Annotated in this window: 12 protein-coding genes and 1 pseudogene; 6 read left to right on the forward strand and 7 right to left on the reverse strand. The window is 63.8% G+C overall.

Going from position 1 to position 13,156, the window contains the following annotated elements; all coding sequences use genetic code 11:
- Window positions 1-35: 35 nt before the first annotated feature.
- Window positions 36-2,303, forward strand: coding sequence for an AsmA family protein (locus tag JHD73_RS14765; RefSeq protein ID WP_199031025.1), 2,268 nt, complete (start codon window positions 36-38; stop codon window positions 2,301-2,303).
- A gap of 1 nt (window position 2,304) precedes the next feature.
- Here JHD73_RS14765 and JHD73_RS14770 read toward each other — a convergent pair whose 3' ends face one another.
- Genes JHD73_RS14770 through JHD73_RS14780 form a run of 3 tightly spaced genes read right to left on the reverse strand, consistent with a single transcriptional unit; the run spans window position 2,305 to window position 5,700 of the window.
- Complete coding sequence (locus JHD73_RS14770) at window positions 2,305-3,573, reverse strand: cytochrome c (RefSeq protein ID WP_199031026.1); 1,269 nt, start codon at window positions 3,571-3,573, stop codon at window positions 2,305-2,307.
- Between the two features lies 1 nt (window position 3,574).
- A complete protein-coding gene (locus tag JHD73_RS14775) occupies window positions 3,575-5,197 on the reverse strand; it encodes a GMC family oxidoreductase (RefSeq protein WP_199031027.1) in 1,623 nt (540 codons plus the stop codon).
- Complete coding sequence (locus tag JHD73_RS14780; protein WP_199031028.1) at window positions 5,197-5,700, reverse strand: sugar dehydrogenase complex small subunit; 504 nt, start codon at window positions 5,698-5,700, stop codon at window positions 5,197-5,199. The genes JHD73_RS14775 and JHD73_RS14780 overlap by 1 nt, the downstream gene beginning before the upstream one ends.
- A gap of 205 nt (window positions 5,701-5,905) precedes the next feature.
- Between JHD73_RS14780 and pdxH the strand changes: the two genes are divergently transcribed.
- The 3 genes from pdxH (at window position 5,906) to JHD73_RS14795 (ending at window position 9,075) form a co-directional block, all read left to right on the forward strand.
- Window positions 5,906-6,544, forward strand: a complete 639-nt coding sequence (gene pdxH, locus JHD73_RS14785) for a pyridoxamine 5'-phosphate oxidase (RefSeq protein ID WP_199031029.1) — start codon at window positions 5,906-5,908, stop codon at window positions 6,542-6,544.
- 220 nt (window positions 6,545-6,764) lie between these two features.
- Window positions 6,765-7,985: a cyclopropane-fatty-acyl-phospholipid synthase family protein gene (locus tag JHD73_RS14790; protein ID WP_199031030.1), complete on the forward strand. Its 1,221-nt coding sequence runs from the start codon at window positions 6,765-6,767 to the stop codon at window positions 7,983-7,985.
- Window positions 7,986-7,989: 4 nt separating this feature from the next.
- Complete coding sequence (locus JHD73_RS14795) at window positions 7,990-9,075, forward strand: DUF72 domain-containing protein (protein WP_199031031.1); 1,086 nt, start codon at window positions 7,990-7,992, stop codon at window positions 9,073-9,075.
- Between the two features lie 15 nt (window positions 9,076-9,090).
- Here JHD73_RS14795 and msrA read toward each other — a convergent pair whose 3' ends face one another.
- Both msrA and bla read right to left on the reverse strand, forming a co-directional pair.
- Window positions 9,091-9,657, reverse strand: coding sequence for a peptide-methionine (S)-S-oxide reductase MsrA (gene msrA, locus JHD73_RS14800; RefSeq protein WP_199031032.1), 567 nt, complete (start codon window positions 9,655-9,657; stop codon window positions 9,091-9,093).
- A gap of 68 nt (window positions 9,658-9,725) precedes the next feature.
- Window positions 9,726-10,589, reverse strand: a complete 864-nt coding sequence (gene bla / locus JHD73_RS14805; protein WP_199031033.1) for a class A beta-lactamase — start codon at window positions 10,587-10,589, stop codon at window positions 9,726-9,728.
- 285 nt (window positions 10,590-10,874) lie between these two features.
- On the opposite strand from bla, the gene JHD73_RS14810 reads away from it, so the two are divergent.
- The gene (locus tag JHD73_RS14810; RefSeq protein WP_199031036.1) at window positions 10,875-11,441 is read left to right on the forward strand and encodes a flavin reductase family protein; all 567 of its coding nucleotides are present in this window, start codon (window positions 10,875-10,877) and stop codon (window positions 11,439-11,441) included.
- Between the two features lie 9 nt (window positions 11,442-11,450).
- On the opposite strand, the pseudogene JHD73_RS14815 reads toward JHD73_RS14810, so the two are convergent.
- Together JHD73_RS14815 and JHD73_RS14820 are read right to left on the reverse strand one after the other, a co-directional pair.
- Window positions 11,451-11,671 (reverse strand): annotated as a pseudogene (locus tag JHD73_RS14815) (DUF3079 domain-containing protein).
- A 57-nt stretch (window positions 11,672-11,728) separates the two neighbouring features.
- A complete protein-coding gene (locus tag JHD73_RS14820; protein ID WP_199031034.1) occupies window positions 11,729-12,253 on the reverse strand; it encodes an Lrp/AsnC family transcriptional regulator in 525 nt (174 codons plus the stop codon).
- A 148-nt stretch (window positions 12,254-12,401) separates the two neighbouring features.
- Between JHD73_RS14820 and kynB the strand changes: the two genes are divergently transcribed.
- Entirely contained in the window at window positions 12,402-13,031 is a 630-nt protein-coding gene (gene kynB / locus JHD73_RS14825; protein ID WP_199031035.1) for an arylformamidase, read from the forward strand.
- Window positions 13,032-13,156: the final 125 nt, after the last annotated feature.

Genomic DNA, 13,156 nt, shown 5'->3' on the forward strand with positions numbered 1-13,156 from the left:
TCGGATTTTTACGTGTCAAACGAATAAGAAAACCCATGCGAACCTCAGGCAAGCTCGCCCTCGGACTGGTCATCTCGCCCGTTGTCATCGTGGCGGCGGCGGTCATCTTTGTGCTGACGTTCGACTGGAACCGCGCCAAGCCGTACCTGAACGACCATGTCTCGCAAGCCATCGGCCGCGCGTTCGCCATCAACGGCGACCTGATGCTGACCTGGAAGACGCCCGAAGACGAAACCGGCTGGCGTGCCTATGTGCCCTGGCCGCGCCTGATTGCCAACGACATCACCGTCGGCAATCCGGACTGGACCAAACAGCCGCATGTGGCGACGATCCATCAGCTCACCTTCGTGCTGGAAGCGCTGCCGCTGCTGGCGCACCGCATCGTCATCCCGAGCGTGACGCTCGATACGCCGGCCATTGCACTGGAACGCGACAAGCAGAACCGCAACAACTGGACATTCGACCTCGCTGGCAATGGCGAAGGCAGCGAAAACAAGCCGTCCGACTGGAAGCTGGAGCTGCGCGAAATCGCCTTCAGCAAGGGCTCGCTGGCGCTGGATGACGACATCAAGCGAATCCACCTGGCGGCCACCATCGACACGGTCGACAACCAAGCGCTGTACACCGCAGCCAACGGCATCGGCATCAAAGGCGGCGAGCAACCAGCGACGGTGCCGACGACCCCGGGCACAGCGGCCTCGGGTGCGGCTGCCAATGCGCCTGTCACACCCGATCCTGAGCAGCCCTACGGCATCGCCTGGACGGTCAAGGGTACGTACAACAACGCCGCCATCAACGGCAGCGGCAAAGCCGGCGGCGTGTTGCGCCTGCAAGATGCCAAGCGCCCTTACCCGCTGCAGGCCGACGTGACAGTCGGCAAGACACGCATCGATCTGGCAGGCACGCTCACCAACCCGGCCAGCCTGGCGGCGCTGGACCTGCGCCTGCACTTATCGGGCGCCAGCATGGCGCAGTTGTATCCGCTGACGGGCGTGGTGCTGCCTGACACACCACCGTTTGACACGCGCGGCCGCCTGATCGGCGAACTACGCAAGCAGGGTTCGAGCTGGCGCTACGAAAAATTCACCGGCCGCGTAGGTGGCTCGGACCTGAGCGGCACGCTCACCTTCGCCATGCGTGAGCCGCGCCCGCAATTGACGGGCGAGCTGGTCTCGCACCAACTGCTGTTTGCCGACCTGGCCCCGATCATCGGCGCCGACTCCAATGCCAGCAAGGCCAAACGTGCCGATCCTAGCGCAGAACCGGGCGACAACAAGACCGTCCGCCAGCCAGCCGACAAGGTGCTACCGGTCGAGCCCTTCCGCACCGACCGCTGGAACGCCATCGACGCCGATGTGAAGTTCACCGGCGAGCGCATCGTTCACAGCGCCGACCTGCCGATCGACCACCTCGTCACGCACATCAAGCTGCAGGACGCGGTACTCACGCTCGACCCACTCAACTTCGGCATTGCGGGCGGCACGCTCACCTCCAACATCCAGCTCGACGGCCACGCCACGCCGATGCAGGCACGCGCGGCGCTGGCGGCGCGGCATTTCAAGATCAAGCAGCTGTTCCCGAAGATCGACTCCATGCGCGCCAGCGTGGGCGAGATCAACGGCGACGCGCGCCTCTCCGCCACTGGCAACTCGGTCGCCGCCCTGCTCGGCTCGTCCAACGGCGAAATGAAAGTGCTCGTGGAGCGAGGCACCATCAGCAAGTTCATCCTGGAAGCCATGGGGCTGAACGTCGGCAACGTGATCCTCACCAAGCTCTTCGGCGACAAGCAAGTCACCATCAACTGCGCAGCCGGCGACTTTGCGGTGAGCAACGGTTTGGCACAGGCGCGAACCTTTGTGGTGGACACGCAGGATGCGGTGATCGACGTGACCGGCGCGACAAGCTTCAAGCAGGAGGCGCTGGACTTCACCATCCATCCGGATTCGAAGGGGTTGCGCGTGTTCTCGCTGCGCACGCCGCTGTACGTGAAGGGCACGTACAAGCATCCAGATGTGTCGATCAACCCGGCCGTGGTGGCGCTGCGCGCGGGTGGTGCGGTAGCGCTGGCGTTTGCGGCACCCATCGCGGCAGTGCTACCGGTGCTGGAACTCAAGCCCGCGCCGGACAGCCCGTGCGGCAAACTGCTGGCCGACGTGCGCCAGCGCCCCACGGCCCCGCCGCCGGGCAAGACCTATCGCAGTAAGTCCCCCGGACGTACACCCGATGGCGAGTTGAAATCCGCACAGCCTGCCCCGCGCACAAGCACACCGCCCACGCGCGATCCGATGACGAGCGGCGGCTGATTCAGCGCCGCTTCGCAATCTCCTCTGCCGTCATCTGCGGCGTGGCCGGATCGCCAAACTGCCGTGTCACATAGTTCGTGAGCGCGGCGAGTTGCGCGTCCGACAATTCGCGCCCGAATGCCGGCATACCGATGTGCCGATCCCCGGCTTTGCGCTCGATGCCATGCAGGATCACCTGCACCAGATTGCCCGTGTCCCGCGCGCCGACCGTGGAGTTGTGCAGCAACGGCGGGTAGTAGCCGTCGGGGGTGCCACGTCCATCGGCCTGATGGCAGGTGGCGCAGTTGCCGAGATACAGGCGCGCAGCGTCGATGGTGGTTTCGATCGGCTTGCCGCGCAACGCGGTCACGTCGACGGCGGGCTTGCCCCAGTCCTGCCGTGCGCGCTCCAGGTTATTGCTGACGGCGGGAACGGTGTGCAGGTACTCCGCCATTGCCAGGATGTCGCGTTCAGTCATGCGCGAGAAGCTGTGCTGCACCGCCTCGCCCATCGGCCCCGCTGCTTGCGCCACGCCTGGCACGCTGCCGGTGCGCAGGTACTGCACGACCTGTTCGGGTTTCCATGCGCCAATGCCGCTGATTGGGTCAGACGTGATGTTGAACGCTGTCCAGCCCGCGAGCGTCGAGCCTGACAGATAGCCCTTGCCACGCTCATCCATTGCCTTCTCCTGCATGGCGAAGCCGCGCGGCGTGTGGCACGTGCCGCAATGCGCGAGGCCCTGCATCAGGTAGGCACCGCGATTCCACGTGGGCGTCTTGTCGCCCCTGGGGATGTACGGCTCGCTCTTGAGGAAGACCAGGTTCCACAGCTTGAGCGGCCATCGCATATTCAGCGGCCAACGGATCGTGCTGGGTGGCGGATCGTTCTGTACGGCAGTCACACCGTAGCGGAAGTACGCGTAGAGATCGCGCATATCCGCATCGTTGATCTTCGCGTACGAGGGATACGGCATGGCCGGGTACAGGTTGTCGCCGTCGTCATCCACACCCTTGCGCACGGCGCGCTCGAAATCTTCATAGCTCCATTTGCCGATGCCGGTTTTTGCATCGGGCGTGATGTTGCTGGTGTAGATCGTGCCCAGCATTGGAATCGGCATCGGCAAGCCGCCTGCAAAAGGCTTGACGCCTGGCGCCGTGTGGCAGGCCGCGCAGTCCGCGGCAATGGCGAGGTATTCGCCCCGCTTGATTTGTGCGGCATCGGCTGCTGTATCGGCGGCGTGCACCGTGGCGGTCATGCCCGCCAGCATCAGGAAAGAGGCGACGGCTCTCATCTCACGCCTCCTTCTTCAGTTGATCAGCAATGCGCAACGCCAGCGCTGCGATGGTCAGCGTCACGTTGACGGTACCCACGGTCGGCATGGTGGAACTGCTGCTGATGAACAGGTTCGGGTGGTCGAACGTGCGGCAATCCTTGTCGACCACGGAGTCCTTCGGGTCCGCCCCCATGATGGTCGCGCCGGTGATGTGGTTGTTGGGCGCGAAGTCATCGCTGAACTGCACGTCGGTGCCGCCCAGCACCTTGGCGGCCGTGGCATACACTTCGCGCGTGTGCACGGCGCTGCGTTTGACGTAGTCGTCGATGCGGTAGGTGATCTCGGGGCGCGGAATGCCGATAGCGTCCACCTCGGTCGTACTCGGCACGATGCGGTTCTCAGGCAGCGGCAGGATCTCGTGAAAGCTGTCGAACTCCACGAAGCGTGCAGCCTGGTCACGGATGCGCGCATCCAGTTCGGCAGGCTTGATGAGCTTGCCTTCCTTGAAGATGCGCTGTGTCTCCTGCTCAATGCGCGAGATGTTCGACAGGTGCAGCTTCTTGCCCGCCTGCGTGGCACGGAACGGTCCGTCGCGAAAGCCGATCAGCGAGGTCATCTCCTGCGGGCCGCGCCCCGGCCACAGCTTGCGGTCGGCGTAGAAGCTCACGCCGGTGCCAGGGTGGTCCATCAGGTTGCGGCCGACCATGTCGGAACTGTTGCCCACGCCCTTGGGATAGTCCTGGCTGGTGGACATCAGCATCAGCTTGGGCGTCTCAATGCCGTTGGCCGCCAGCACGAACCACTTGCCCTCCACGCGGTGCTCTGCGCCTTTTGCATCCTTGTAGCGCGCGGCCACAATGCGCTTGTTGGCGCCGACTTCCAGCCTGAAGACCACAGCGTTCTCGATCAACCGTGCACCGGCCTGCTCGGCTTTCTCCACATGGAAGATGCCGTTGTACATCGCGCCGATCGGGCAGATCGGCATGCAGTTGTTGTTGCCGCAGCAGGTGGGGCGTCCGTCGTAGGGGCGACTGTTGCGCGCCACCGGTTCGGTCACCACGTGGAAATCCGGGTCATACCCGTTGAGCGCTTCCTTGATCGTGCGTTCGTTGAAGGACAGCGGCAGCGGCGTCATCGGATACGGCTGGCTGCGCGGCGAGCCAAGCTCCTCATCGTTCGGCCCCCACACGCCAAGCGCTTCTTCTGCGCGGCCGTAGTAGCGTTCCAGATCGCTGTACTGCAAGGGCCAGTCACGCGCGATGCCGTACACGCTGTGCAGCTTGAAATCGTTCGGCAGAAAGCGCCAGGTGGATGCCGCCCAGTGCCACGTCGTGCCACCCACGGCGCGGATGTACTGCGAGTTGAATTTGTGCTCGCCCTTGAGGATCAGGTAGTTGTTGGGCGGGCCGTACTCCGGATGCGGCGCCCACGGCGTGGACGGATACGGCGCCATGAAATCCATCTTGTCGGCCTGATTGCGGAAGCGCTCGACGATCTCCCAGCGCGGCAGACGCGGGCCGGCTTCGAGCATCAGCACTGACTTGCCCGCGCGGGCCAACTCATACGCCACCAGTGCACCGGCCACGCCGGAGCCCACTACCACGATGTCCGCCTCTTGCGCGGCTTGTTGGGTATCGGCCATCAGGCTTGCCTCTCGACAGGGGGCTCGGCCCAGAAGCCGGGCTGGTTGGGGCAATACGTGCGGATGACCAGCGTGTCGGACACCACGCTGTACATCAGCGCCTGCTCGTACGTGACAACGTTGCCGTCGACCACACCCAGATACCACGCCTCTAGAATGCGCAGCGCGGTCTTCTGCTGATCTTCGGACAGCGCGCCGGCCGCCAGCGATTGCGCCAGCGGCCGCAACTGCGCGACAAAGTCGCTGCCCGGCTTGCCCAGTGCCGCCAGCAACCGCGTACCGACTGCACGGTCCAGCGTCGGCCTGGCCGTCAACGCCTGTGACAACGCCATGAACGCATCGAGCGGTTCGCCCGGGGCCTGCGCCACCGCGCGCAGCACCTGCGAGCCGACCAGCCCGGCAGCCGCAACGGCCAGCGTGCCCTGTAGCCACTGGCGGCGCGTCAACCCGAGCGGCGCATCAGCAGGTATGGGGGATTCAGGAGAAGGAGAATCGGGGGGCATTTCGACATCCTCTTGCAACTTTTGCCGGGGGATCAGGCGAGCGTGCTGCCGCGCGGCCCGAATTGCCAATATAGGCGGCGTTCCGCAGATCGCCAGAATCCCGGTGCAAGCGCGAACCGTGCCAGGCATCCTTGCGTATGCGCAAACGGCGCTCGGCCGTGTTTGTCTATACTCGGCCCGTTCGCATGCCGCTTCTCCCTGCACCATGACTTCCATCGCCGATATCCGCACCGAATACGCCCGCGCCTCGCTCGACATTGCCGATGTCGACGCCAACCCCCTGCGCCAGTTTCACCGCTGGTTTGACGAAGCGCTCAAGGCCGAGGTGGCCGAGGTCAACGCCATGTCGCTTGCCACGGTCGACGTGCACGGCCAGCCGTCGGCCCGCATCGTCCTGCTCAAGAACCTGGACGAGCGCGGCTTCACCTTCTTCACCAACTACGCCAGCCACAAGGGTGAGGAACTGGCCGCCAACCCGCGCGCGGCACTGCTGTTCCACTGGATCGGGCTGGAGCGCCAGGTGCGTATCCAGGGCATCGTCGAAAAGGTGTCAGAAGCCGAGAGCGACGCCTACTACCACTCGCGCCCGCTGGGCTCGCGCCTGGGTGCCTGGGCTTCGGAGCAGAGCAGCGAAGTGCCCGACCGCGCCACGCTGGAGGCACGCGAGGCCGAATACAGCCAGCGCTTCGGCGATGCCCCGCCGCGCCCGCCGCACTGGGGCGGCTATCGCCTGCTACCTGCCTGCGTGGAGTTCTGGCAAGGCCGCCCGTCGCGCCTGCATGACCGGCTGGAATACCGCAAGCAAGCCGACGGCACCTGGAAGATCGCCCGCCTCGCCCCCTGACCGGGTGTGGCCTGAATGTAGCCCTGCGCGCAATGATTTATTGCGCGCTGCGTCATCCCGGCACGGCGCTTGCTGCTACGCGGAAGGAGTCGCGCGCCGCCCGCAAGACCCGCACAGCAGCATGGAAAAGTTTGTCGTAAGCTAATGTGATGCGTTGTGATCCGTTCGGGCGGCAATCCGATGGCCGCCCCGAATCTGTGCACATCTGGGAGGCGTCGACATGTTTTTCCAACAGGCGATTGACCGCAAGCTCGAGCAGTGGATCAAGGAGATCCGCGAGTCTGCCAACCTCCCGGTGCGCCTGCGCTTATGGAACGGTGATCAATACGAGCTTGGCCGCTTCGACCAGCCGCGTGTGACACTGACCGTGCGCGAGGCCAGTGCCCTGCCGCTGCTGCTCTCTCCCACGCTCAACAACCTCGGCGAGGCTTACGTTCAGGAGAAGATCGACCTGGACGGCAAGCTGGCCGACATCATCAGCGTGAGCTACGGGTTGGCTTCCGCGGCAGCCGCCAAGAGCGGCAATGCGCTGGCCCGCGTGGTGCGCCACTTCGCCCACACGAAGGAAGGCGATAAGGAATCGATCCAGTATCACTACGACGTCTCCAACGATTTCTACAAGCTGTGGCTGGACCAGAACATGGTCTACTCGTGCGCCTACTTCGAAAACGGCAACGAAACACTCGACGAGGCGCAGCTCAAGAAGATCGACCACATCCTCACCAAGATCCGCTTGCAGCCCGGGCAGACACTGCTCGATATCGGCTGCGGCTGGGGGGCACTGGTACTGCGCGCGGCGCAGAAATATGGCGCGCGCTGTCTGGGCGTGACGCTGTCGCAGAACCAGTACGACCTCGCCACCGAACGCGTGCGCGCCGCTGGTTTGCAGGACCAGATCGAAATCCGCATCCAGGATTACCGCGACCTCACCGGCCAATTCGACCGCATCACCAGCGTCGGCATGTTCGAACACGTGGGGCGCAAGAACCTGCCAGGGTATTTCCGCCGCATGCATGACCTGCTGGCCGATGGCGGTGTCGCCATGAACCACGGCATCACCTCCACCGACCCAGACGGCGGCGAAGCCTCGATGGGCGGTGGCGATTTCATTGACCGCTATGTCTTCCCGCAGGGCGAGCTGCCGCATATCTCGCTGGCGCTGAGTGCCGCGCAGGATGGCGGCCTGGAGGCGCTTGACGTCGAAAGCCTGCGCCGCCACTATGCGCGCACGCTCGAGCACTGGGCTGAGCGTTTCGAGACCAACGGCGACACCATCCGCGCAATGGTCGGCGAGAAGAAGTACCGCATCTGGCGCGTCTATCTGGCTGGCTGCGCGCACGCCTTTGACGCCGACGAGATCTCGATCTTCCAGACCGTCCTGCAGAAGGCCGGCCAGTCGGCGACATCGATCCCGTGGTCGCGCCGCTTTATCTACGCGTGACCATTTGACCACCACCCCGCCTATCGACGATCTGTTCGGCGCACCGCCCGCACCCAGCGACAACGCGGCCGCCAAATCCGACACGCCTGCAACCAAGCCCAAGCGTTCCCCCACCCGCCAGGGCGTGCAGCCGGCCACGGTTTCACCCGAGGTAACAGCGCTCGCGCAGCGCCTGCCACGCGGGCTGCGCATCGGCACGTCGTCGTGGTCGTATCCGGGGTGGGATGGGCTGGTGTATGCGGGTGAGTATTCGGATTCGATGCTCGCGCGCAAGGGGCTCGCGGCCTATGCCCAACACCCTCTGCTGCGCACGGTCAGCATCGATCGTGGTTTCTATGCGCCGATTCCATTGGCAGATTACGTGGCCTACGCAGCCAGCGTGCCGGAAGATTTCCGCTTTGCGGTGAAGGCGCCCGCCGCCGTATGCGATGCATGGATTCGCGAGCTGGACGGCCGTGGACGCATGGCCAACCCAGCCTTCCTGAACGCCGAGTTCGCGATCCGCGATTTTGTCGATCCGGCCACGCGTGGGCTCGGCGTGCGGTGCGGGCCGTTGGTGTTCCAGCTCTCGCCGCTGGGCGCGCTGGCTGAAGATGCAGCCGGCTTTGTAGAGCGGCTCGAAGCGTTCCTGGCCGCGCTGCCGCCGCTCGATCCGCAACTCAATCCCGATGCCGTCTATGCGGTGGAACTGCGCGACGCCACGCTCCTCACACCACGCTTCATCAAGATGCTGCGCGCTGCTGGCGTGCGCTACTGCGTTGGCCTGCACGAACGGATGCCAGCGGCCGACCGGCAAGCCGCGGCCGTTGCACTGCTGGATGAAGGTGCGGGCGGCCCGCTCGTGGTGCGCTGGAACCTGAACAGCCGCTACCGTTACGCGCAAGCCGAGGCGGCGTACAAGCCGTTCGACAAGCTCGTCGATGAAGACCCATTCTCGCGCGAGACGCTGGCCGACATGGCGGTGGCCGCGCTGGCGGCGGGTCGCAAGGTGACGATCCTGGTCAGCAACAAGGCCGAAGGGTCGTCTCCGCTGTCGTGCATCAAGCTGGCCGAGGCCATCGCCGCGCGCCTGCCGGCAGACGCAGCGTAGCCCCGGTCCACCCTCTTAGCCCTGCAAGCGGTGCGCGAACTGCTTGCGGAACTTCGTCACCTTGGGCGAGATGACAAACGCGCAATAGCCTTGTGCCGGGTGGTCGCGGAAGTAGTTCTGGTGCTCGTCTTCCGCACGCCAGAAGGTCACCTTACCGTCGCTGGCGTCCACCAGTTCCGTCACGATGGGCGCTTCGAAGATGTCGCTGGCACCGATCTCGTCAATCGCCCTGCGCGCTGTCGCCAACTGCTCGGGTGATTGCGCAAAGATGGCCGAGCGGTACTGCGGGCCGACATCGTTGCCTTGCCGATCCACCGTGGTCGGGTCATGGATGGCGAAGAAGATGTCGAGGATCTCGCGGTAGGGGATCACCGCCGGGTCGAAATCCACCTTCACCACTTCGGCATGGCCAGTGTTGCCGTTGCAGACGGCGCGATAGCTGGGGTGATCGACATGGCCGCCTTCGTATCCGGACACCACGCTGCGCACGCCCTGCACCTGCTGGAACACAGCTTCCAGGCACCAGAAGCAGCCTCCGCCCAGAACGGCGGTTTCAAGCTGACGGTCTTGTTGGTTTTCCATGGTTTCTCTCCTTACACGCTTCCAATTTTTGGGCAGAAAGACCTGCCACAAGGGTTGGCCTGTTTGACCTACTGCATGCTCTTGAACAGAACAGCGCCCATTCGCGCGATGGCCGCATTGCTTTCGCCAAGGGTGGCTTTCGTGTTGGTGATGTAGATGGAGACTAGCAACGGTTTCTTCCCCGCGGGGTAAACAACCGCGACGATGGAGCGAGAGCCGTATCCCCCTGCTCCAGTCTTGTCGGCGATGCCCCACGTGGAAGGCAGCGATTTCCTCAACAGGTCATTGGCAACCTTGTCGTTGACCATCCAATGCTTCAGCTCGGCCTTCGCGTTTCGAGACAGCCCATCGCTAAAGAAAATCTGATTCAAGCTGTTGGAAGCGGCGATCGGCGTCGTGGTGTCCCGACGGTCGCCTGGGGTGCCTTCATTGAGCTCGGGCTCCTTCCGATCCAGGCGGGTTGCATGGTCGCCGATGGATCGCATGAACGCATTGAAACCCGCTGTACCACCAATGTTCTCGAGTACCTTGTTGGCCGCCGTGTTGTCGCTGTAGCTCACGGCAGCTTCACACAGCTGGGCATTGGTGGCCGACTGCAGTTTCTCCGTAACGGGGGAGTACGTCACCCGATCGCTCTTGGAAATGGCGGTGATATCACTGAGCGCAAGCTTCTTTTGGTCGACCTTTTCAAGCAGGGCGGCACAGAGATAGGCCTTGTGCGTGCTGTTGATCGGGAAGGCCTCGTCGCCTCGGTAGTTCCAGGTGTAGCCAGACTCCTTGTCGATCACGGCGATACCAATTCTGGCATTCAGATTGACCTCCTCAGACTTGGCCGCCTGCAGCAACCATTGCGCGTTGAATGCCTGCGCATTGAAACTCGCGGCCAGCATGCCGGCCATCAGGGTGACGAACTTACTTGTCTTAGCAATCATCAGTGCAACGATTCGAAATCCATTGAGAAGCGCCCGTGCGTACTCAGCAACGGCCGTTGCCGTTTGACACCGGGCTCGCCGAAGCGCTGCGTCAAAAATGTAACGCATTGGTATCAAAACGGCTTTCTTCGGGAGTACGCGCTGCCATTGGTCGGCGTCACACGCGCTTCCTGACATATGACCCTTGAGTCACGCAAAGCCCTACCTACCGGCGGCCTATCGGGCGTCCGTTACAATTGAGCCTTACTTTCGGTAGTTTGCATGGACCATCACGAAGCCATTCCCATGGATGTGCGCGATAGGGAGCTGTCCGCGCGCAAGCCGTCGGCGCATGGCAGCGCCACCCCGCCTGATTTCGATGCCGCGCATTTCCGGCATGCGCTGTCCCAGTTCGCCACTGGTGTGACGGTTGTCACCACGCGCTCGGAGGGCGGACCGAGCAAGCCAGCGTTTGTCGGCGTGACGGCCAGCTCGTTCAATTCGGTATCGCTGGACCCACCGCTGGTGCTGTGGAGCCTGGGCATGCAGGCGAATTCATTCCCTTTGTTCCACGCCGGCTCACACTACGTGATCAACATCCTGGCCGCGGAGCAGCTGGACCTGTGCAAGCGCTTCGCCACGTTGAAGGGCGACCGCTTCGCCAACATCGACTACGCCCTAAGCCCGACCGGTCTGCCGATCCTCGCGCAGTCGCTGGCGTGGTTCGAGTGCCACAACCGCAGCCGCTATGACGAGGGCGATCACGTCATCTTTGTCGGTGAAGTCGAGCGCTGTGGCGTGACCGACCCGGCGGGTGCACCACTGGTATTCCATCGCGGCGCGTTCTCGTCGCTCTCGCAACTCGGCAAGTAGCCAATCGCATCATGCGGGAGCGCTCACCTTGCGCGGCGCTTCCGCTTCAATGCCCCAATCCCCGAAGGCATACCAGTCGTTGCCGAGCAGTTCGGCGGGGTGCTGCGTGTGGCCGGAGCGGTTACCGCAACCCAGTGCGTCGGTGAAGCAATACCTTTCGCAGCCCCAGCAATGCGTTCGGGGTGGACGGGATGCAGCAGAAACTCTTGACCACTGCCTGCTTCGCTCAACAACACTGGGCCACTATCCACGTACGCTGGCAGTAGAGGCTTGATCCCCGTCAGAAATTAGCTGGCCTTGCCACGTTTGCCCGCCCCCGCCTCAAGCGGTCGCACGCCGCGGGCCTCCATCAGCAAAGCCAGACCGCCATCGCGATCCTTGATGGTGCGTAGGACGATGTTCGAGCGGATGTCCATCACGCCCGGCGTCTTATATAGCCGCTCGATGATGAACTCCGAGTAATGCTGCAGGTTGGGCGCCTGCACGCGCAGGATGTAGTTGCAATCCCCGGTGATGATGTAGGCGGCCACGATCTCGGGCCAGCTCTGCACGGCGGCCATGAAAGTCTCGTGCCAGCCGGTCACGTCCTGCCGCATCGACACCTGCACGATGGCCTCCAGTTCCAGCCCCAACGCAGCCCGGCCCAGTTGCGCCCGGTAACCGGTGATGGCGCCGCCCTCCTCCAGCATCCGCACGCGCCGCAGGCACGCCGACGGCGATAGCGCCACGCGCTCGGCCAGGTCCTGGTTGCTGATGCGGCCGTCTTCCTGCAAGACCTGGAGAATCCGCAAATCTGTGGTGTCGAGTTGCATCTGTCGTTGTTCTTTGCGTGATTTCTTTGATACGTTGAATTTTATGCGAATTCATCGAAATGACACGCACGAATATGCAAACCCATTGCGCGTAGATTTCCCTATCATTTCGGCACGGATTCACCGAGTTTTCTGCCCTGGAGCCGCCTTGGAACGCACTTTGTGGGACATCAGCCCCGCCCTTTCGCCCGCCACGCCCACGTGGCCCGGCGACACGCCGTTTTCGCAGGAAATTGCGTGGAAGCTCGAAGGTGACTGCCCGGTCAACGTCGGCCGCATCACGCTGTCGCCGCACACCGGCGCGCATGCCGATGCGCCACTGCACTATCACGCAGACGGTGCCGCCATCGGGCAAGTACCGCTGGACGCGTACCTCGGGCCGTGCCGCGTCATCCACTGCGTGGGCGTGACTCGTGTCGAGCCGGAACACGTGCGTGATGCGCTTGCCGGCACGCCACCGCGCGTGCTGCTGCGCACGTACGCGCAAATGCCGCAGACCACCTGGGACGACCACTTCGCCGCCGTCGCACCCGAGACCATCGAATTGTTGGCCGCGCACGGCGTCAAGCTCGTCGGCGTCGACACCGCTTCACTCGACCCGCAAACCTCCAAGACCATGGACGCGCACCATGCCGTCGGCAAACACGGCCTCGCCATCCTCGAAGGCCTGGTGCTCGACGACGTGCCCGCCGGTGACTACGAACTGATCGCCCTGCCGCTCAAGTTCGCCACACTGGATGCAAGCCCGGTACGTGCCGTGCTACGCCGCCTGCCCTGATCCAAACAACCCCACGCATTCAACGCCCCACGCTCACCATGACTTTGACCCGCAACTCCTGCCTCGAACGCGACGCGGCCGACCCGATCGCCCCGCTGCGCGACGCCTTTGCGCTGCCCGACGGC

This window comes from Ralstonia sp. ASV6 (assembly GCF_016429285.1).
Classification (GTDB): Bacteria; Pseudomonadota; Gammaproteobacteria; order Burkholderiales; family Burkholderiaceae; genus Ralstonia; species Ralstonia flaminis.

What these genes read in the sequence shown, in the direction of transcription:
- JHD73_RS14765 (WP_199031025.1), top strand. Translation starts at nt 36, where the DNA reads ATGCGAACCTCAGGCAAGCTCGCCCTCGGACTGGTCATCTCGCCCGTT.
- JHD73_RS14770 (WP_199031026.1), bottom strand. Translation starts at nt 3,573, where the DNA reads ATGAGAGCCGTCGCCTCTTTCCTGATGCTGGCGGGCATGACCGCCACG.
- JHD73_RS14775 (WP_199031027.1), bottom strand. Translation starts at nt 5,197, where the DNA reads ATGGCCGATACCCAACAAGCCGCGCAAGAGGCGGACATCGTGGTAGTG.
- JHD73_RS14780 (WP_199031028.1), bottom strand. Translation starts at nt 5,700, where the DNA reads ATGCCCCCCGATTCTCCTTCTCCTGAATCCCCCATACCTGCTGATGCG.
- pdxH (WP_199031029.1), top strand. Translation starts at nt 5,906, where the DNA reads ATGACTTCCATCGCCGATATCCGCACCGAATACGCCCGCGCCTCGCTC.
- JHD73_RS14790 (WP_199031030.1), top strand. Translation starts at nt 6,765, where the DNA reads ATGTTTTTCCAACAGGCGATTGACCGCAAGCTCGAGCAGTGGATCAAG.
- msrA (WP_199031032.1), bottom strand. Translation starts at nt 9,657, where the DNA reads ATGGAAAACCAACAAGACCGTCAGCTTGAAACCGCCGTTCTGGGCGGA.
- bla (WP_199031033.1), bottom strand. Translation starts at nt 10,589, where the DNA reads ATGATTGCTAAGACAAGTAAGTTCGTCACCCTGATGGCCGGCATGCTG.
- JHD73_RS14810 (WP_199031036.1), top strand. Translation starts at nt 10,875, where the DNA reads ATGGATGTGCGCGATAGGGAGCTGTCCGCGCGCAAGCCGTCGGCGCAT.
- JHD73_RS14820 (WP_199031034.1), bottom strand. Translation starts at nt 12,253, where the DNA reads ATGCAACTCGACACCACAGATTTGCGGATTCTCCAGGTCTTGCAGGAA.